13 protein-coding genes are annotated in these 19,318 nt (G+C 72.1%); 9 read left to right on the forward strand and 4 right to left on the reverse strand.

All coding sequences use genetic code 11. The features are described 5' to 3' along the window. Positions 1 to 2: 2 nt before the first annotated feature. The gene (locus tag ACIA3K_RS15520) at positions 3 to 1,022 is read right to left on the reverse strand and encodes a LacI family DNA-binding transcriptional regulator (protein ID WP_396801638.1); all 1,020 of its coding nucleotides are present in this window, start codon (positions 1,020 to 1,022) and stop codon (positions 3 to 5) included. Between the two features lie 152 nt (positions 1,023 to 1,174). On the opposite strand from ACIA3K_RS15520, the gene ACIA3K_RS15525 reads away from it, so the two are divergent. Then, the gene (locus ACIA3K_RS15525; RefSeq protein ID WP_396801760.1) at positions 1,175 to 3,604 is read left to right on the forward strand and encodes a glycoside hydrolase family 2 protein; all 2,430 of its coding nucleotides are present in this window, start codon (positions 1,175 to 1,177) and stop codon (positions 3,602 to 3,604) included. A gap of 322 nt (positions 3,605 to 3,926) precedes the next feature. Here the strand turns inward: ACIA3K_RS15525 and ilvD are convergent, their stop codons facing one another. Continuing rightward, complete coding sequence (gene ilvD / locus ACIA3K_RS15530) at positions 3,927 to 5,774, reverse strand: dihydroxy-acid dehydratase (RefSeq protein ID WP_396801640.1); 1,848 nt, start codon at positions 5,772 to 5,774, stop codon at positions 3,927 to 3,929. Positions 5,775 to 5,904: 130 nt separating this feature from the next. On the opposite strand from ilvD, the gene ACIA3K_RS15535 reads away from it, so the two are divergent. From ACIA3K_RS15535 to serA, 5 genes are all read left to right on the forward strand, one after another. Then, the gene (locus ACIA3K_RS15535) at positions 5,905 to 8,259 is read left to right on the forward strand and encodes a putative bifunctional diguanylate cyclase/phosphodiesterase (protein WP_396801761.1); all 2,355 of its coding nucleotides are present in this window, start codon (positions 5,905 to 5,907) and stop codon (positions 8,257 to 8,259) included. 188 nt (positions 8,260 to 8,447) lie between these two features. Then, on the forward strand, positions 8,448 to 10,328 hold the full coding sequence (locus ACIA3K_RS15540) for an acetolactate synthase large subunit (RefSeq protein WP_396801641.1): 1,881 nt from the start codon (positions 8,448 to 8,450) through the stop codon (positions 10,326 to 10,328). Positions 10,329 to 10,395: 67 nt separating this feature from the next. Then, a complete protein-coding gene (gene ilvN / locus ACIA3K_RS15545) occupies positions 10,396 to 10,911 on the forward strand; it encodes an acetolactate synthase small subunit (RefSeq protein WP_355052170.1) in 516 nt (171 codons plus the stop codon). Positions 10,912 to 10,967: 56 nt separating this feature from the next. Then, positions 10,968 to 11,981 (forward strand): ketol-acid reductoisomerase, encoded by a 1,014-nt coding sequence (gene ilvC / locus ACIA3K_RS15550; protein WP_355052171.1) that lies wholly within the window; start codon positions 10,968 to 10,970, stop codon positions 11,979 to 11,981. A 398-nt stretch (positions 11,982 to 12,379) separates the two neighbouring features. Then, positions 12,380 to 13,978, forward strand: a complete 1,599-nt coding sequence (gene serA, locus ACIA3K_RS15555; protein WP_396801644.1) for a phosphoglycerate dehydrogenase — start codon at positions 12,380 to 12,382, stop codon at positions 13,976 to 13,978. 113 nt (positions 13,979 to 14,091) lie between these two features. Here the strand turns inward: serA and ACIA3K_RS15560 are convergent, their stop codons facing one another. Beyond that, on the reverse strand, positions 14,092 to 14,448 hold the full coding sequence (locus ACIA3K_RS15560; protein ID WP_357127353.1) for a hypothetical protein: 357 nt from the start codon (positions 14,446 to 14,448) through the stop codon (positions 14,092 to 14,094). Positions 14,449 to 14,872: 424 nt separating this feature from the next. On the opposite strand from ACIA3K_RS15560, the gene ACIA3K_RS15565 reads away from it, so the two are divergent. After that, positions 14,873 to 15,820 (forward strand): hypothetical protein, encoded by a 948-nt coding sequence (locus ACIA3K_RS15565; RefSeq protein ID WP_396801645.1) that lies wholly within the window; start codon positions 14,873 to 14,875, stop codon positions 15,818 to 15,820. 5 nt (positions 15,821 to 15,825) lie between these two features. On the opposite strand, the gene ACIA3K_RS15570 is transcribed toward ACIA3K_RS15565, so the two are convergent. After that, on the reverse strand, positions 15,826 to 16,668 hold the full coding sequence (locus ACIA3K_RS15570; RefSeq protein WP_396801646.1) for an FAD:protein FMN transferase: 843 nt from the start codon (positions 16,666 to 16,668) through the stop codon (positions 15,826 to 15,828). A gap of 224 nt (positions 16,669 to 16,892) precedes the next feature. On the opposite strand from ACIA3K_RS15570, the gene ACIA3K_RS15575 reads away from it, so the two are divergent. Together ACIA3K_RS15575 and ACIA3K_RS15580 are read left to right on the forward strand one after the other, a co-directional pair. Then, positions 16,893 to 17,924 (forward strand): 3-isopropylmalate dehydrogenase, encoded by a 1,032-nt coding sequence (locus ACIA3K_RS15575; protein WP_396801647.1) that lies wholly within the window; start codon positions 16,893 to 16,895, stop codon positions 17,922 to 17,924. A gap of 163 nt (positions 17,925 to 18,087) precedes the next feature. Beyond that, the gene (locus ACIA3K_RS15580) at positions 18,088 to 19,185 is read left to right on the forward strand and encodes a branched-chain amino acid aminotransferase (RefSeq protein WP_396801648.1); all 1,098 of its coding nucleotides are present in this window, start codon (positions 18,088 to 18,090) and stop codon (positions 19,183 to 19,185) included. Positions 19,186 to 19,318: the final 133 nt, after the last annotated feature.

Genomic DNA, 19,318 nt, shown 5'->3' on the forward strand with positions numbered 1-19,318 from the left:
GTTCACCTGTCCCGGGGCGGTGCCGTGCTGCCACGCGGGGTCAACTGCGGTGTCTCGTCCCGCAACCGGGTCGCCGGCTCGCCCGCGATGACGCCGAGCAGGTGGCGGGCCGCGTGCGCGCCGTACGCGGAGATGTCGCGGCCCAGGGCCGTCAACGGCGGGTGCACCAGCCGGCACAGCGGCGAGTCGTCCCAGGCCACGATGGACAGGTCGGCCGGCACGGTCAGGCCCATCTCCTGGGCCACCGAGAGTCCCGCGATGGCCATCACGTCGTTGTCGTAGATGACCGCGGTGGGCCGGGAGGTGGCGCTGAGCAGTCGTCGCGTGGCCCGCCCGCCCTCCTCGCCGGTGTAGTCGGAGAAGACGGTGACCGTGTCGGAGAGGCCGAGACGCCGGCACACCGCCGCGAAGGCGTCGGTACGGATCTCGGTGTGCCGCAGGTCGGGCAGGCCGGCGACCCGGGCGATCCGGCGGTGCCCGAGCGCGACCAGGTACTCCACGGCCTCGGTCAGCGCCGCCGCGTCGTCCGAGAAGAGGCTGGCCAGCTCCCCGGTGCCGCCCGGGCCGCCGATGACCACGGCCGGCAGGCGCAGCTGTTCCAGGGCGGGGATGCGCGCATCGTCGGTGCGCAGGTCGCAGACGAGGACCCCGTCCACCCGGCGCTCGCCCCACCACCGCCGGTAGACGGCGATCTCGGCGTCGTGATCGGCCACCACCTGCAACGTCAGCGCGTACGAGCGGGCCGACAGTTCGGCCTCCACACCACTGATCAGCGCCATGAAGAACGGTTCGACGCCCAGCGTCCGCGCGGGGCGGCACAGGGCCAGGCCGACGGCCCGGGCGGTGGCGGCGGACAGGGCCCGCGCGGCGCTGCTCGGACTGAACCCGATCTCGGTGGCGATGGCGAGGATGCGCTGCCGGGTGGCCTCGGAGACGCCGGGCTGCCCGTTCAACGCGTACGACACGGCGCCCTTGGACACCCCCGCCCGCCGGGCGACGTCCGCGATGGTCGGCCGCTTCACCGGCGTTCTCCTTGGCCGTTCGGGGGTTTTGACACCCCGGGGGTCGGATCGTACGGTGGCTGAGCTTATCCGGTTCAGCTAACGTCTCGATCACGAAGGTGCGGTGAATCGTGAGCCGACAGGCCCTGCACGACGGCTGGACGCTGCGGGCGATGTCCGACGTGGACGTGCCGGTGGAGATCGCCGACCGGACCGTACCGGCGACCGTGCCCGGGTGTGTCCACACCGACCTGCTCGACGCCGGGCTGATCCCCGACCCGTACCTCGACGACAACGAGCTGTCGCTGGCCTGGATCGGCCGCGCCGACTGGCGCTACCGGACGACCTTCCGTCCGCCGGCCGGCACCCACGACCGCATCGACCTGGTCTGCGGCGGCCTGGACACCGTCGCCACCGTCAGCGTCAACGGCGTCGAGGTCGGCCGCACCGAGAACATGCACCGCGGCTACCGGTTCGACGTCCGCGCGCTGCTGCGGGCCGGCGACAACGAGCTGACCGTCGCGTTCGACTCCGTGTACCGCTACGCCGAGGCGCAGCGCGACCGACTCGGCGACCGACCCAACGCGTACCCGGAGCCCTTCCAGTTCGTCCGCAAGATGGCCTGCAACTTCGGCTGGGACTGGGGACCGACGCTGGTCACCGCCGGGATCTGGCAGGACATCGCCCTGCACGCCTGGTCCACCGCCCGGCTGGCCACCGTCCGCCCGTTGGTCGCTCTCGACGGCCGCGACGGCCGGGTCGAGGTGCACGTCGAGGTCGAGCGGGTCGCGGACGTCCCGCTGACCGTCCGGGCCGCCGTCGGCGGCGTCCGCGCCGAGGCCGTCGTCGAGGCCGGCCAGCGCACAGCCGTGCTGACCCTCGCCGTCCGCGAGCCCACGCTCTGGTGGCCCCGGGGGTACGGCGAACAGGCCCGCCACCTGCTGGAGGTGACCCTGCACGCGCCGGAGGGCGACAGCCTGGACACCTGGTCCCGACGGATCGGCTTCCGCTCCGTCAAGCTGGACACCACCCCCGACGAGCACGGCACCCCGTTCGCGCTCTCCGTCAACGACGTGCCGGTCTTCGTCCGGGGCGTCAACTGGATCCCCGACGACACGTTCCCCACCCGGATCACCCGCGACCGGCTCGCCGAGCGGTTCGACCAGGCCGCCGCCGCCAATGTCAACCTGCTGCGCGTCTGGGGCGGCGGCCGGTACGAGTCGGAGAACTTCTACGACCTCGCCGACGAACGCGGCCTGCTCGTCCAACAGGACTTCCTCTTCGCCTGCGCCGCGTACCCCGAGGAGGAGCCGTTCGGTGGTCTCGGCGGTGAGGTGGCCGCCGAGGCCCGCGAGCAGGTGACCCGCCTGACGCCGCACCCGTCGCTGGTGCTCTGGACCGGCAACAACGAGAACATCTGGGGCTGGCACGACTGGGACTGGCAGGAAGCCCTGGCCGGGCGCACCTGGGGACGCGGCTACTACCTCGACCTGCTGCCGCAGATCGTCGGCGAGCTGGACCCGACCCGCCCGTACTGGCCGGGCAGCCCCTGGTCGGGAAGCGAGACCATCCACCCCAACGACCCGGCGCACGGCACCACCCACATCTGGGACGTCTGGAACACCGACGACTACACGAAGTACCGCGAGTACGTGCCGCGCTTCGTGGCCGAGTTCGGCTACCAGGCGCCACCCGCGTACGCCACGCTGCGGCGGGCGCTCAGCGACGAACCCCTGGCCCCCGACTCGCCGGGCATGGCCCACCACCAGAAGGCAGCCGGCGGTGACGCCAAGCTCCAGCGGGGCCTGGACGCCCACCTGCCCGCTCCGGCCGACTTCGACGACTGGCACTACCTCACGCAGCTCAACCAGGCGCGGGCCATCCAGCTCGGGGTGGAGCACTTCCGCTCCCACCGCGACGTCTGCGCCGGCACCATCGTCTGGCAGCTCAACGACTGCTGGCCGGTGACCTCCTGGTCGGCCGTCGACGGCGACGGCCGCCGCAAACCCCTGTGGTACGCGCTGCGCCACGCGTACGCCGACCGCCTGCTCACGTTGCAGCCCCGGGGTGCCGGGCTGGCTGGTGGCGGTGGACTGGCGTTGGTCGCGGTGAATGAGACCGCCGAGGCGTGGACCGTGCCGGCCACAGTCACCCGGGTGACTCTCGCCGGGGAGCCGAGGGCGAAGACCTCGGTCGACCTCGACGTCCCGGCGTACTCCTCGGTGACGCTGGCGCTGCCGGCGGAGCTGGCGCGGCCGGACGAGAGCCGCCGTGAGCTGCTGGTCGCCGAGGCCGGCGGCAGCGCGGAGCGCGCGTTGTGGTTCTTCGCCGAGGATCGGGACGTCGAGTGGGCGACGGCGGCGTGGGACGCGACGGTCGAGCCGGTGGACGGCGGCCAGCGGGTCCGGGTGACCGCGCGCACGGTGCTGCGCGACCTGACCCTCTTCCCGGACCGGCTGGAGCCGGCGGCCACTGTGGACGCTGCGCTGGTCACCCTGCTGCCCGGCGAGACAACCACGTTCACGGTGCGGTCCGACGTCGCGCTGGACCCGGTCCCGTTGACCACGCGCCCGGTGCTACGCGCGGTCAACGACCTGACCTGAGCCCCACCCCCACCTTCCCGCCGATCTTGCGGTTTCTGTTGTCGACATGGGGTGAGATATCCCTTGTGTCGCCACCGAAAGTGCAAGATCGCGAGGAGTGGTGGTCCACGCAGCAAGATCCGCGCAACATCCCTGTTGTTGCTGCCTCCCGCACGCCGTATGCAGCAGTAACGGGGAAGTTGCTCAGATCTTGGCGCCGGCCCGAGCTGGCATTTTGATCGACACGAGATCGCCGATGTCGTGGCATCCCGTCGGCAGGGATACCGCGACATCGGCGAAGTCGCGTTGATCAAGCGGTCGAACGGCCGAGCCGCGGCGCGGCTTACTCGGGGACGCGGCGGTAGGCGCCGTCGCTGGCCGAGGTGGCCATCGAGGCGTACGCGCGCAGCGCCGCCGACACCGGTCGCTGGCGATCCGTCGGGGTGTACGGCCGGTCGCGCTTCTCCTCGGCCACCCGCCGCGCCTCCAGCTCGTCGGCGGGCACGTTCAGCTCGATCGACCGGGCCGGGATGTCGATGACGATCTCGTCGCCCTCGCGGACCAGGGCGATCAACCCGCCGGAGGCGGCCTCGGGGGAGGCGTGCCCGATGGAGAGGCCGGACGTGCCGCCGGAGAAACGGCCGTCGGTGAGCAGCGCGCAGGACCGCCCCAGCCCGCGACCCTTGAGGAACGAGGTGGGGTAGAGCATCTCCTGCATGCCGGGGCCGCCCTTGGGGCCCTCGTAGCGGATCACCACGACGTCCCCGGCGACGACCTCCTTGGCGAGGATCGCGGTGACGGCGTCGTCCTGCGACTCGTACACCTTCGCCGGGCCGCGGAACGTCAGGCAGTCGTCCGGCACGCCGGCGGTCTTCACGACGGAGCCCTCCGGGGCCAGGTTGCCGTGCAGGATGGCCAGGCCGCCGTCGGCGGAGTACGCGTGCTCGCGGTCGCGGATGCACCCCTCGGCAGCGTCGGTGTCGAGTGACGACCAGCGGTTGGTGGTGGAGAAGGGCTCCACGGTCCGCACCCCGCCGGGCGCGGCGTGGAACAGCTCGACCGCCTCCGGCGTCGGCGAGCCACCACGCACGTCCCAGTCGGTCAGCCACTGGGCCAGGGAGGGGGAGTGCACGGCGTGCACGTTCCGGTTGAGCTGGCCGGCCCGGTCCAGCTCACCGAGGATCGCGGGGATGCCACCGGCGCGGTGCACGTCCTCCATGTGGTACTTCGGGGAGTTCGGAGCCACCTTCGCCAGGCAGGGCACCCGTCGGGAGATGGCGTCGATGTCGGCGACGCCGAAGTCGAGTTCCGCCTCGCGGGCGGCGGCGAGCAGGTGCAGCACCGTGTTGGTGGAGCCGCCCATGGCCACGTCGAGGGCGACGGCGTTCTCGAAGGCGGCCTTGGACGCGACGATGCGCGGGAGCACCGACTCGTCGTCGCCGTCGTACCACCGCTTGGCGATGTCGACGACGGTCCGGCCGGCCTCGACGAACAGCGACCGGCGCGCGGCGTGGGTGGCGAGGGTCGAACCGTTGCCGGGGAGCGCGAGCCCGATGGCCTCGGTGAGGCAGTTCATCGAGTTGGCGGTGAACATGCCGGAGCAGGAGCCGCAGGTGGGGCAGGCGGAGCGCTCGATCTCGCCGAGCTGCGCGTCGGTGACCGCCTCGTTCGAGGACGCGATCATCGCGTCGATCAGGTCGATCTTGCTGTGCACGATGCCCTCGATCGCCGCCGTCTTGCCGGCCTCCATCGGGCCGCCGGAGACGAAGACGGTCGGGATGTTGAGGCGCAGCGCGGCCAGCAGCATGCCTGGGGTGATCTTGTCGCAGTTCGAGATGCAGACCAGGGCGTCCGCGCAGTGCGCGTTGACCATGTACTCCACCGCGTCGGCGATCAGCTCGCGGCTGGGCAGGGAGTAGAGCATGCCGCCGTGCCCCATCGCGATGCCGTCGTCGACCGCGATCGTGTTGAACTCCCGACCGACGCCGCCGGCCTCGGCCACCGCGTCCGCGACCAGGCCACCCATGTCCTTGAGGTGTACGTGACCCGGCACGAACTGGGTGAAACTGTTGGCGATGGCGACGATCGGCTTGCCGAAGTCGTCGTCGGTCATCCCGGTGGCCCGCCAGAGGGCCCGGGCGCCGGCCATCGTCCGACCGTGTGTGGACGTCCTCGATCGCAGCTCAGGCATGCGTACCAGCATGACACCGCCGCCGCGCAGGACCCCGCGGTAGAGGGCCCGTGTCCCAACAGATGCACATCCGGTCTCCCGCGACGTGCGCTCATCCGGCACTCTTGTTGTCGTGCATCTCCCCCCGGGCATGGTCGCCGTCGCGGCGCTGAGCGGGTTGGTCGCGGCCGTGGCCACCGCGCTGCTCACCATGGTCGTCGGGCAGCGGACCGGGCCGCGTCGACCGGCGCACGTGCTGCTCGCGGGCGCCGCCGGGATGTCCCTGGTCAGCCTGCTGGCGGGCGTGGTGGCGGTGCTGTCGGCGAGCGACCACTGGGCGCACGAGCAGGGGCAGCGGACGGGATGGGCCACCGCCACGGCGATCGGTATGGCGCTGGCCGGGCTGGCCTTCGCGGCCGGTCTGCTCCGGCTGCCGGGGGTCGCCGCCACCGCTGCGGGGACCGCCCGGCTCGCGCTGGACGGCGTCACCGTGGCGGCGGCGCTGTGGTTCGTCGGCTGGGTGCTCTTCTCCGAGCCGACCCGGCTGCTCGGCGCCGCCACCCCGATGGCCTGCCCGGCGATCCTGGTGACGACGGTGAGCGCCGCGCTCGGGGCCGGCCTCGCCGTGATCGTCGTCTTTCGGGCCGCCGCCCCGCGTCGCCGGCTGGCCGTGCTCGCGACCGGCATCACCGCGGTGAGCTGCGGCGGACTGGGCCTCAGCGCGGGGCTCTGCCAGTCCGGGCCGACCATGGCGCTCGCCGGCGCGGCGCTGCTGTCGGCCGGCCTGCTGGCCGTCGCGCTCGAGGTACGCCGGGCCGATCAGCCGGGGGAGGTCGCGCTCGACCTCATCGGTCGGGACGGTGAGTACGCCCTCGCCCCGATGCTGGCGATGGCGGCCTCGGCGATGTACCACCTGCTCCAGGACGGCCGCTTCACCGCGCCGGGCATCCTGGCCGGCAGCGTGGAGGGCTTCGCCCTGGTGGCGCGGCAGTACCTCACCCTCAAAGACGTCCGCGACTACGCCGGCCGCCTGGTCGAGCGGGAGGCGCACTTCCGTGAGCTGGCGCACACCGACCCGTTGACGTCGCTGGCCAACCGGCGCGGACTGCTGCGGGCGTTGCACGACGGCGCAGCCGCGGGCACGCCGTGCGTCCTGCTCGGTCTGGACCTGGACGGCTTCAAGAACGTCAACGACATGCGCGGCCACGACGTGGGTGACGCGGTGCTGGCCGAGGTGGGCCGCCGGCTGCGCGGCAACCTGCGTCCGGGCGACGTGGCGGCCCGGCTCGGCGGCGACGAGTTCGCGGTGCTCATGCCAGCCCGGCCCGCAGAGGCGGACCGCGTGGCCGAGCGGCTGCTCGGGGTGCTGAACCGGCCGTACGACCAGCCGGAGGGCCCGGTCTTCCTGTCCGTGAGCATCGGCGTGGCCGGGTGGGCCGCCGAGCCGGACGTGGAGTTGCTGCTGCGCCACGCCGACCTGGCGCTGCGCTACGCCAAGCAACGCGGCAAGAACCGGATCGAGCGCTACGACGCGGCGTACGACCAGTTGCTGCGCCGCCGCACCACCGTGGAGCACGAGCTGCGGGGCGCGATCGACCGAGACGAGCTGCGGCTCGCCTTCCAACCGGTGGCGTCGCTGCCGTCGGTCCGGCCGGTCGGCGCCGAGGCGCTGCTCCGCTGGCACCACCCCGAGCTGGGCAACGTCCGCCCGGACGAGTTCATCCCCCTCGCCGAGGAGTGCGGGATGATCTCCACGCTCGGCGCCTGGGTGCTGCACCAGGCCTGCTACCAGCTCTCCCGCTGGCTGGCCGACGGGCACGACGTCTGGGTCTCGGTGAACGTCTCGCCGCGCGAGCTGCACGCCCCGGAGTACGTGGTCCAGGTCGCCGAGGCCCTGCGCGCCCACCACGTACCGCCGCAGCGGCTGGTGCTGGAGGTCACCGAGCACGCGGTCGCCACCGATCTGGACGAGCTGATCCGGCGGTTGACCGCGCTGCGGCTGACCGGCGTACGGATCGCGCTGGACGACTTCGGCGCCGGGTACTCGTCCCTGGGGCAGCTACGCCGGCTGCCGATCGACATCCTGAAGATCGACCACAGCCTGGTGGCCGAGCACGAGCCGGTCCGTCCGGTGGGCAAGGACGGTCCGGCCTTCGCGCCCATGGTCGACATCGTCATGCGGCTGGGCCACCAGTTGGGCATGGAGGTCATCGCCGAGGGCGTCACCACGCCGACGGAGCTGGCCGCGGTGGTCGCCGCGGGCTGCCGGTTCGGTCAGGGAGCGCTGTTCGGCTGGGGGGTGCCCGCGGAGCACCTGGAGGCGATGCTGGAGGCGGCCACCTCGCCGGGCGCACGGCCCGGTCCGGTGCCCGTCCAGCGCCGCGCGCCCGGGGGGTCCGGGCAGGTCATGCCCCCTGGCGGTGGCGCGGCGTCGGCCGACGCGCCGCCGTCCGTTAACCAACATGTGGGATCAGTTGACTCATCGCGTGAGATGCGTCAGGCTTAGCCGCATGTCGTCGTACCGGTCGCTGCGAGTACTTATCTGAGCGCACTCTCCTCCGTCGAGAGTGCGCTGGCCCCGTGCATCTGCACGAGGGCCGTTTTTATTGCCGTCGGAACCTGTCGCGACGGGCCCACGCCCACGTCGCATCGCTGAACAAGCCCCAGCCACTCCAGCCGAAGGCCAGAACCACCATGACGAGACCAACGCCCGAGACCCTCGCCCACACCGCCCGGCGGGCCCGCGCGACCGCCGACCCGGCCGGCGCCGCCGACCCCGCCACCCGCGCCGCGGCCACGCCGGCAGTCCCGGCCGTACGGACATCCGCCCCGGCAGAGGTCTCCGGCGCCGGCTCGCTGGTGCGGTCTCTCGAGGCGCTCGGCGTCGACGTCGTCTTCGGCATCCCGGGCGGCGCGATCCTGCCGGCGTACGACCCGCTCTACGACTCCACCGTCCGGCACATCCTGGTCCGCCACGAGCAGGGCGCCGGTCACGCGGCGACCGGGTACGCGCAGGCCACCGGCAGGGTCGGCGTCTGCATCGCCACCTCCGGCCCGGGCGCGACCAACCTGGTGACGCCGATCGCCGACGCGTACATGGACTCGGTCGCGATGGTGGCGATCACCGGCCAGGTGGCTCGCCCGTCGATCGGCACCGACGCCTTCCAGGAGGCGGACATCCAGGGCATCACGCTGCCGATCACCAAGCACAACTTCCTCGTGCAGACCGCCGAGGAGATCCCGCAGGTGCTGGCCGAGGCGTTCCACCTCGCCAGCACCGGCCGGCCCGGCCCGGTGCTGGTCGACATCCCCAAGGACGTGCTCCAGGCGTCGACCACCTTCACCTGGCCGCCCACGCTGGACCTGCCCGGCTACCGGCCCACCCTGCACCCGCACGGCAAGCAGATCCGCGAGGCGGCCCGGTTGCTGGCCGGCGCCCGGCGGCCGGTGCTCTACGTGGGCGGCGGGGTGCTCAAGGCCGGCGCCACCGAGGGGCTGCGTCGGCTCGCCGACCTGACCGGCATCCCGGTCATCACCACGCTGATGGCGCTCGGCGCGTTCCCCGACTCGCACCCGCAGCACCTGGGCATGCCCGGCATGCACGGCACGGTCGCCGCCGTGTACGGCCTCCAGAAGGCCGACCTGATCGTCGCGCTGGGCGCGCGGTTCGACGACCGGGTCACCGGCAAGCTCGACTCGTTCGCTCCGGACGCGGCGGTGGTGCACGCCGACATCGACCCCGCCGAGATCGGCAAGAACCGGCACGCGGACGTCCCGATCGTCGGTGACGCCAAGCACGTCATCGACGAGCTGATCGCGGCGGTCACCGTCGAGCGCGCGGCGGGGCGCGTCACCGACCTGGGCGACTGGTGGACCCAGCTCGACGACCTGCGTAACCGTTATCCGCTGGGTTACGACGAGCCGGCCGACGGCACGCTCTCCCCGCAGTACGTGATCAAGCGGTTGGGGGAGATCGTCGGCCCCGACACGATCTTCGTGGCCGGTGTGGGGCAGCACCAGATGTGGGCGTCGCAGTTCATCTCCTACGAGAAGCCGTACACCTGGTTGAACTCCGGCGGCCTCGGCACCATGGGCTACGCGGTGCCGGCGGCCATGGGCGCCAAGGTCGGCAAGCCGGACACGGTGGTGTGGGCGATCGACGGCGACGGTTGCTTCCAGATGACCAACCAGGAGTTGGCGACCTGCGCGCTGGAGGGCATCCCGGTCAAGATCGCCGTCATCAACAACGGCAACCTCGGCATGGTCCGGCAGTGGCAGACGCTCTTCTACAACGAGCGCTACTCCAACACCGAGCTGGGCACGCACAAGCACCGCATCCCCGATTTCGTCAAGCTCGCCGAGGCGCTGGGCTGTGTCGGGCTGCGCTGCGAGACCGCCGAGGACGTGGACAAGACCATCGCCGCCGCCATGGAGATCAACGACGTCCCGGTGGTGATCGACTTCGTGGTCGGCAAGGACGCCATGGTCTGGCCGATGGTCGCCGCCGGCACCAGTAACGACGAGATCATGTTCGCCCGCGGCGTCCGCCCGGTCTTCGACGAGGATGACATCTGATCATGAGTGAGCGCAGCGAACGAATCATCAAGGCCGGTGCCCCGACCGAGCGAAGCGAGGTCGTGGCATGACCATGCACACTCTGTCCGTGCTCGTGGAGAACAAGCCGGGCGTTCTCGCCCGGGTGTCCGGCCTGTTCTCCCGCCGCGGTTTCAACATCGACAGCCTCGCCGTCGGCGAGACCGAGAACCCGGACGTCTCCCGGATCACCATCGTGGTGAACGCGGACTCGTCCCCGCTGGAGCAGGTCACCAAGCAGCTCAACAAGCTGGTCAACGTACTCAAGATCGTTGAGTTGGATCCGCAGGTCTCGGTCGCCCGGGAGCTGCTGCTGGTGAAGGTCCGCGCCGACCGGGCCGCCCGGTCCCAGGTGCTGGAGACCGTCAACCTGTTCCGTGCCCGGGTGGTGGACGTCGCACCGGACACGCTGACCATCGAGGCCACCGGCACGCCGGACAAGCTCGACGCGCTGCTGCGCGACCTCGAGCCCTTCGGCATCAAGGAAATGGTCCAGTCCGGGCTGGTGGCCATCGGGCGCGGCTCGCGTTCGATCACCGCCGGTCCCGCGCTGCGGGCCGCCTGACCCATCCGCAAAGACCACGACGGGCACTCAGGCCGTCGTACGAAAGGGAAGTTCTCATGAGCGTTGAGGTGTACTACGACGACGATGCCGACCTCGGCCTGATCCAGGCCAAGAAGGTCGCGGTGATCGGCTACGGCAGCCAGGGTCACGCCCACGCGCTGTCGCTGCGTGATTCCGGCGTCGACGTGGTGATCGGTCTGCCGGAGGGCTCGAAGAGCCGTCCCAAGGCCGAGGAGCAGGGCCTTCGGGTGCTCACGCCGGCCGAGGCCTCGGCCGAGGCGGACGTGATCATGGTGCTTGCGCCGGACACCGCCCAGCGCAAGATCTACGCCGAGTCGATCGAGCCGCACCTGGCCCCCGGCAAGGCGATCTTCTTCGGCCACGGCTTCAACATCCGGTACGGCCTGATCAAGCCGCCGGCCGAGGTGGACGTTGCCATGGTCGCCCCCAAGGGCCCCGGCCACCTGGTGCGTCGCCAGTACGTCGACGGCAAGGGCGTGCCCTGTCTGGTCGCCGTCGAGCAGGACGCCACCGGCACCGCGTTCGCCCTCGCCCTCGCGTACGCCAAGGGGATCGGCGGCACCCGGGCCGGCGCGATCAAGACCACCTTCACCGAGGAGACCGAGACCGACCTCTTCGGCGAGCAGGCGGTGCTCTGCGGCGGTGCCTCGGCGCTGGTGCAGACCGGTTTCGAGGTGCTCACCGAGGCGGGCTACGCCCCGGAGGTCGCCTACTTCGAGTGCCTGCACGAGCTGAAGCTGATCGTCGACCTGATGTACGAGGGCGGCATCGCGAAGATGCGGTACAGCATCTCCGACACCGCCGAGTACGGCGACCTCTCCCGGGGCTCGCGCATCATCGACTCCCGGGTCAAGGATGAGATGCGCAAGATCCTGGGCGAGATCCAGTCCGGCGAGTTCGCCCGCGAGTGGGTCGCCGAGGACGAGGCCGGCCGCCCCAACTTCACCAAGTGGCAGGCCGAGGGTGCGGCGCACCCGATCGAGGAGACCGGTAGGAAGCTGCGCGGCATGATGAGCTGGGTCGACCGCCCGATCACCGAAACCGCCTGACCACCCCGAAGCCCCGGACGCGCGCTCCCCAGCGCGCGCCCGGGGCCCGCTCATGCCCGCGCCCGCGCCCGCCCTCGTCGATCTTGCACTTTCGGATGGCGATTTGTGGGGGTTGGCCCCGTACGTCACAGCAGAAAGTGCAAGATCGCGGGGATGGAGGGGCGGAGAGGAGCGGGGTGGGTGGGGTTTCGGGGTGGTGAACGGTTGATGTCGGTCGCTTGTCCGGGCGTGTGAGGGCACTCACCCCGCAGACCGGAACACGCCGGCCAGCGCGGCCCCTACGATCGCGGGTAGGTGCGCTGAGCCGGCACCTGACGGCCACGGCACGGATCAGCACGGGGTGCAGTGCGGCGCCCCGCCACCCGCGCCGATCGCAAACACGACCTCTACGAGGACCGATGAATCCTGTCGTACTGATCGCCGAAGAACTCGCCCCCGCCGCCATCGAGGTGCTCGCCCACGACTTCGACGTCCGTCACGTCGACGGCACCGACCGTCCGGCCCTGCTCTCGGCGCTCTCCGAGGCCGACGCCGTCATCGTGCGCAGCGCGACCCAGATCGACGCCGAGGCGGTCGCCGCCGCGCCGCGACTCAAGGTGGTCGCCCGTGCGGGCGTCGGGCTCGACAACGTCGAGGTGCCGGCGGCCACCGCGCGGGGCGTGATGGTCGTCAACGCACCCACGTCGAACATCGTCTCCGCCGCCGAGCAGGCCGTCGCACTGCTGCTCGCCGTCGCCCGCAACACCGCCAGCGCCAGCGCGGCGCTCAAGGCGGGCGAGTGGAAGCGGTCCAAGTACACGGGCGTCGAGGTGCAGGGCAAGACCGTCGGTGTGGTTGGGCTCGGCCGTATCGGGGTGCTCTTCGCGCAGCGCATCGCCGCGTTCGGCACCCGGCTGATCGCGTACGACCCGTACATCCAGCCGGCTCGGGCGGCGCAGCTCGGCGTACGGCTGGTCGGGCTGGAGGAGTTGCTGCGCGAGAGCGACTTCATCTCGATCCACCTCCCGAAGACGCCGGAGACGGTCGGTCTGATCGGTGAGAAGGAGCTGGCGCTCGTCAAGCCCAGCGTCCGCATCGTGAACGCCGCCCGTGGTGGCCTGGTCGACGAGCAGGCGCTCGCCGACGCCATCGCCGAGGGACGGGTCGCCGGTGCCGGCGTCGACGTGTACTCCAAGGAGCCCTGCACCTCCTCGCCGCTCTTCGCCTTCGATAACGTGGTGGCCACCCCGCACCTGGGCGCCTCGACCCACGAGGCGCAGGACAAGGCCGGTCTGGCGGTTGCCAAGAGCGTGAAGCTGGCGCTGCAGGGCGAGTTCGTGCCGGATGCCGTGAACGTCCAGGCCGGCGGCGTGGTCGCCGAGGACGTCCGCCCGCTGCTGCCGCTGGCCGAGAAGCTGGGCCGGGCCTTCACCGCCGTCGCCGGTGGGGTCGCGGCCAGCGTCACCGTCGAGGTTCGCGGTGAGGTCGTCGGCCACGACGTGTCGGTGCTCAAGCTGGCCGCGACGAAGGGCCTGTTCAGCTCGGTGGTCGAGGATCAGGTCACCTACGTCAACGCCCCGCACCTGGCCGCCGAGCGCGGCGTCGAGGTCACCCTGGACAGTCAGGTCGAGACCGCCGACCAGCCTCTCCTGGTCACGGTGCGCGGTGCCCTGCCGGACGGCCGGGCGGTGAGCGTCTCCGGGACGGTCACCCACGCGGGCAGCCGCGACGTCCCGCGGCTGACCGAAGTGGACGGCTTCGACGTGGAGATCGCCGCGGAGGGCATCCTGCTGTTCCTGCGGTACGCGGACCGCCCGGGCGTCGTCGGCACCGTCGGTACGCTGCTCGGCGAGTCGGGCATCAACATCGCCGCGATGCAGGTGGCCCGGCGCGAGGCGGGCGGCGAGACGCTGATGACCCTCACCGTCGACCAGGCGCTCGGCGCCGATCTGCTGACCTCGGCGGCCGACTCGATCGGCGCGACCGCCGCCAGCGCGGCCGACCTGCGCGACGAGTAGCGGGCGGCCGCCACGCGACAGGTGGCGGCACTGACGACAGCACCACGGGGGGCCCGGCGACAGCGCCGGGCCCCTTCGTCGTACGCCGGGAGGTGTTCCGCCCGGGGGAGCGGTCAGTTCGGCAGCCGGACCGGGGGCGGGTAGACCGAACCGTCCTGGGCGTCGAAGAGCATCAGCCCGTGCTCGCCGGCCAGCCGCTCGATGTCGAGCAGCACCTGGTCCGGGCAGGTCGGGTGCAGGTTCAGCTCGACGTGGTCGTGGGCGGCGTGCAGCGGCGCGACCGCCCACGGGCTGTCCGGGCCGGGGTGACGGTCCGGATAGGACGCGGTGATCGCCCGGTAGAAGCCGACGACGCGCGGGTCCGGGTATCGGTCGACGTGCCGCCCCTGCCGGCAACCCTCGACCGCTGCCCGCACGTCCTCGGGCGTCGCCCCGTCCTCCAGGGCCCACACACTCAGATCGAAACTCACGGCGGACAGCGTGCCATCCGTCGTTCACCATGTCGAAACTGCCTCGCCGCAGGCCAATCGCCGAACCCGTGCGGGTGTCGTCCGAAGGCGTCCGCTGTGGAGACTCTTGCGTCGAGTTGCGTCGATTCGCTAGCGTACGACTGCGGTTACTGGCCGCCAGGCCGTGGCGCCGGCCCGTCTTCGGGTGGCGCGGCCGACGTCCGGCCCGACCGGTCCCGCACCCCTCGATTGTGCGAGCCACGCGCACTCGTCGCTGATCGGCCCCCACAGCCGTTGCCGAGGCCGTGGGGGCCGATCGCAATTCAGGCGCTCTGCGGGTCGCCCCCTCTGACGTGCGACCCGGCTATGATCGGCCGCCGTGACAAGCGCCCAGAATGGCCGCCGGTTCGCCCGGCCGCGGCGACCTGCGCCGCCACGACGAGCGGTGGGATCGTCGGCGCGGCTCCTCGCGGCCCTGGTGGCGGTGCTCGTGCTGGCCGGCTGTTCGCCCGATCCGACCGGCTCGCCCGCTTCGCGCGACTCGCCGTCGTCTCCGGGGGCCACCGAGCCGCGGTCGACGAGTGGGCTGGGCCCGGCCGGGGGCCGGCAACCGGGCACGGTCAGCGCGGACGAGGCCCAACGCCGCCGTTTCGCGGCGGCGGCCACCCTCCTGAAGAGCAAGCCGGGGGTCCTCGGAATCCTGGTACGGGACCGGCGCACCGGCACTTCCTGGCGGGCGGGGACCACCGACCATCCGATCTGGACGGCCTCCACCATCAAGCTCGCGATGGCCGTCGGGCTGCTGGAGCGCTCACGTGCGGGCGAGATCACGCTCGACAGCGTCGCGCGTCGACAGATCGCCGACATGCTGAACTTCTCGTCCGACGACGCGGCCACCGCGCTGTGGAACCGCTACGGCCGTGACGGACAGCTCAAACGCTTCCAGCAGCGCTACGGCATGACCGGGCTGACCACCGTCGCCGGTTACGCGCGCTTCTGGGGTCACCTCAAGTGCACGGCCGAGGATCTGCAGCGGTTGATGTCGTACGTGCTGGACGACCTCGACCCGACCGACCGGGCCTACCTCGTCGGCGCGATGCGTTCGGTCGGCTCGATCCAGCGTTGGGGTGTCTGGGCGGCCGGCACCGGCATGCACCCCGGCACCAAGGACGGCTGGTCGATCGAGCCGGACCCGGGCGGGGAGCACTGGGTCACCAACACCGTGGGGTTCGCCGGCGACGACCAGCGCTACGTCGTCGCCATCATGTACCAACTGCCACCCGGCAAGGGGATCGATGTTGGGGTGCACGCGGTGAGCGATCTGGTCGCCACCGTCTTCGGGGCACGGACCCCGGCGCGGGTGACCGTGCCGGACCCCAGCACGGGACGCTAGGGCCTTCAGCGCCGGTGGGCGAAGAGCGCCCGATACTCGGAACCACCCCGGAACCAGGCCAGGCCGGTGGGGCCAGCGGCGTAGAGCGCGGTGGCGTACGCGTCGGCGACCGTCAGGTCGGGGCCGACGACGGTCGCGGCGACGAGGTGGTTGGCCGGCTCACCGGTGTGCGGGTCGACGACGTGTCCCCGCCGTCCGGACACCCCGGAGGTGCCGACCGCGCCCGAGGTCATCTCCAGCATCAGTGGCGCGCGGTCCGGCGCCGTCGGGTGGTGTACGGCGACCCGCCACGGTCCGCCGTGCGGCGCGCGGCCCCGGACCACGAGGTCGGCGCCGGTGAGTACGGCGTAGTCGTGCACGCCCGCCGCGCGCAGCCGGGCGGCGACGCGTTCCACGGCCCAGCCGCCCAGCAGGCCGCCCGGGTCGAAGCCGCCGGGCACCGCCCAGGCGTCGAACCAGCCGTCGGTGGCGGCGCGCATGGCCGTGCAACGGTCCACCAGGTCGGCCAGCGGGGCGTACGACCCGGGGCTGATCTCGCCCCGGCGCAGCCTGGAGACCAGGCTCTCCGGGCGGTTCGGGCCGTAGGTCAGGTCGATTGCGCGCAGTTCGGCGACGCTGTCCCGCAGCGCCTCGCCGACGCCCCGGCGGCCGAGCCACTCGGGGGCGTTGAGCAGCAGGGTGTACTCCGCCGTGGCGGTGCGGACGGTGTGCTGCACGGCGATGCGGCCCTGGGTGGCGGCGGCCGGGTCGAAGCGGCGACGGCGGCTGCCGAGGCGGAGGTCGGGCCGGCGGTGCCGGAACGCCGACAGGTCCGGCCAGCGGGTCCGAGGCTGCTCGTCGATGCGCATGGCGCCTGCCCCCTCGCAGTTGACGTCGCGTCGTCACGACCACCGTTCGCGGGCCCCCTGACCCGCTGTCCCTTACCGTAGGCAGCGCACATGATCGCTACATGAATCCCAGCTGAGAGACGCCTGTGCATCCTCTCGTCTCAGATTCTGGAAGCTTCGTACCGGGAGTCGGGACGGCGACGTACCGTTGCCGGACAGGGCAGTCGAGCGTGGGGAGAGCGGGCGTGGCGCGGATCGCGGTGGTGGCCGGGGACGGCATCGGGCCCGAGGTGGTCGCGCAGGCTCGCAAGGTCCTCGACGCGGTGCTTCCCGGTGTGCAGGCCACCGAGTACGACCTCGGCGCCGCCCGCTGGCACCGTACCGGAGAGGTCCTGCCCGACTCGGTGCTGACCGAGCTGGCCGGGCACGACGCAATCCTGCTCGGCGCGGTGGGTGACCCCACGGTGCCGCCGGGTGTCCTGGAGCGCGGACTGCTGCTCAAGCTCCGGTTCGCCTTCGACCAGTACGTCAACCTGCGCCCCTCGCGGCTCTGGCCCGGCGTCGCCGGTCCGCTGGGCAACGTGAAGCCGGGCGAGGTCGACCTGGTGGTGGTCCGCGAGGGCACCGAGGGGTTGTACGCCGGCGCGGGCGGGACGTTGCACCGCGACACGCCCGCCGAGGTCGCCACGGAGGAGAGCCTCAACACCCGGCACGGCGTGGAGCGGGTGATCCGTGACGCGTTCGCCCGGGCCGGTCGGCGGGAGCGGCGCAAGGTCACGCTGGTGCACAAGACCAACGTGCTGACCCACGCCGGGTCGCTGTGGTCGCGCGCCTTCGCGGCGGTCGCCGCCGAGCACCCGGACGTCGCCACGGAATACCAGCACGTCGACGCGGCCGCGATGTTCCTGGTGACCCAGCCGCAGCGCTACGACGTGGTGGTCACCGACAACCTCTTCGGCGACATCCTCACCGACATCGCCGCCGCCGTCACCGGCGGAATCGGGCTGGCCGCCAGTGGCTGCATCAACCCCGAGGGCGCGTACCCCTCGATGTTCGAGCCGGTGCACGGCTCGGCGCCGGACATCGCCGGGCAGGGCGTCGCGGACCCGGTGGCCGCGGTGCTCTCCGTGGCCCTGCTGCTGGAGCAGCTCGGGCACGCCGAGGCGGCGGCCCGGGTCGACGCGGCGGTCGCCGCCGAGTTGGCCGGCCGTACCCCGGGCGTGACGCTGCGCACCGCCGAGGTAGGCGACCGGCTCGCCGCCCACGCCGTAGCCTGACCGCCCCGGGCCGTATCGCGGCCGGGGCGGTCTTCGCCTGTCCGGGCAGTCCACCCGGTCCCGAGCGGCGCTACCTTCTGAACGGTCGTTCGGGGTAAGTTTCTGGCACAGCCATGTCGGTGTGCGATCCCGCATGCCGTTGTCCCGCAGGGAGGTCAGCGCGATGAGCGGTGGTGACAAGCTCGACTTCGAGATCCGTCCGAATCCCGCGCCGGTATCCGCCGCCGACCGGGCTGCCCTGCTGGCCAACCCGGGGTTCGGCCGAGTCTTCACCGACCACATGGTCACCGTTCGGTACGCCGACGGTAAGGGCTGGTACGACGCCCGGGTGGAGGCGCGGGCGCCGATCCCGATGGACCCGGCCAGCGCGGTGCTGCACTACGCGCAGGAGATCTTCGAAGGGTTGAAGGCCTACCGGACGGCCGACGGTGGCGTGACGATGTTCCGGCCGGACGCCAACGCCGACCGTTTCGTCGACTCGGCGAAGCGGATGGCGATGCCGGCGTTGCCGCCCGAGGTGTTCGTCGACTCGCTGCACAAGATCATCGAGATCGACCGGGAGTGGATCCCGACCGGCGAGGACGGCAGTCTCTACCTGCGGCCGTTCATGTTCGCCAGCGAGGTGTTCCTCGGCGTCCGCCCGGCCAACGAGTACCTGTACATGGTGATCGCCTCGCCGGTCGGCGCGTACTTCACCGGTGGCGTCAAGCCGGTCACGGTCTGGGTCTCGCCGGACTACACCCGGGCGGCGCCCGGCGGCACCGGCGCGGCCAAGTGCGGCGGCAACTACGCCACGTCGCTGGCGGCTCAGGCGGAGGCCATCGAGGCCGGCTGCGACCAGGTGGTCTTCCTCGACGCCGTGGAGCGCCGCTTCGTCGACGAGTTGGGCGGCATGAACGTCTTCTTCGTCTACGACGACGACACGGTGGTCACCCCGCCGCTGACCGGCACGATCCTGCCGGGCATCACCCGCGACGCGATCATCACGCTGGCCGGCAAGGCGGGGCACCAGGTGCACGAGCGGCCGGTCTCGTTCGCCGACTGGCAGGCCGACGCGGCCAGCGGCCGGCTGCGCGAGGTCTTCGCCTGCGGCACCGCCGCGGTGATCACCCCGATCGGCGGGGTGCGCTTCCCCGGCGGCGAGTTCCTGGTCGGTGGCGGCGAGCCCGGCCGGGTCACCATGTCGCTGCGTCAGCAGTTGGTCGACATCCAGCGGGGCAAGGCCGCCGACCCGCACGGTTGGGTGCACCAGGTCCTCTGACGTCCGTCGGGGGGGCCGCCCCCCGCCCCCCCCCCGCCGCCGCCCCCACCACCCGCCCGCACGAGGGGGGGGGCGCCCGCGGGGCGAGGGTCGGGGGCCACCCCCCCGCGGCGGGGTGGACCGCCCGAGGCCG

Source organism: Micromonospora sp. NPDC051543 (genome assembly GCF_044454415.1).
Taxonomy (GTDB): Bacteria; Actinomycetota; Actinomycetes; order Mycobacteriales; family Micromonosporaceae; genus Micromonospora.

Excerpts from the sequence above, each read along its gene's own strand:
- ACIA3K_RS15525 (WP_396801760.1), top strand. The coding sequence starts at position 1,175 with ATGTCCGACGTGGACGTGCCGGTGGAGATCGCCGACCGGACCGTACCG.
- ilvD (WP_396801640.1), bottom strand. The coding sequence starts at position 5,774 with ATGCCTGAGCTGCGATCGAGGACGTCCACACACGGTCGGACGATGGCC.
- ACIA3K_RS15535 (WP_396801761.1), top strand. The coding sequence starts at position 5,905 with ATGGTCGCCGTCGCGGCGCTGAGCGGGTTGGTCGCGGCCGTGGCCACC.
- ACIA3K_RS15540 (WP_396801641.1), top strand. The coding sequence starts at position 8,448 with ATGACGAGACCAACGCCCGAGACCCTCGCCCACACCGCCCGGCGGGCC.
- ilvN (WP_355052170.1), top strand. The coding sequence starts at position 10,396 with ATGACCATGCACACTCTGTCCGTGCTCGTGGAGAACAAGCCGGGCGTT.
- ilvC (WP_355052171.1), top strand. The coding sequence starts at position 10,968 with ATGAGCGTTGAGGTGTACTACGACGACGATGCCGACCTCGGCCTGATC.
- serA (WP_396801644.1), top strand. The coding sequence starts at position 12,380 with ATGAATCCTGTCGTACTGATCGCCGAAGAACTCGCCCCCGCCGCCATC.
- ACIA3K_RS15570 (WP_396801646.1), bottom strand. The coding sequence starts at position 16,668 with ATGCGCATCGACGAGCAGCCTCGGACCCGCTGGCCGGACCTGTCGGCG.
- ACIA3K_RS15580 (WP_396801648.1), top strand. The coding sequence starts at position 18,088 with ATGAGCGGTGGTGACAAGCTCGACTTCGAGATCCGTCCGAATCCCGCG.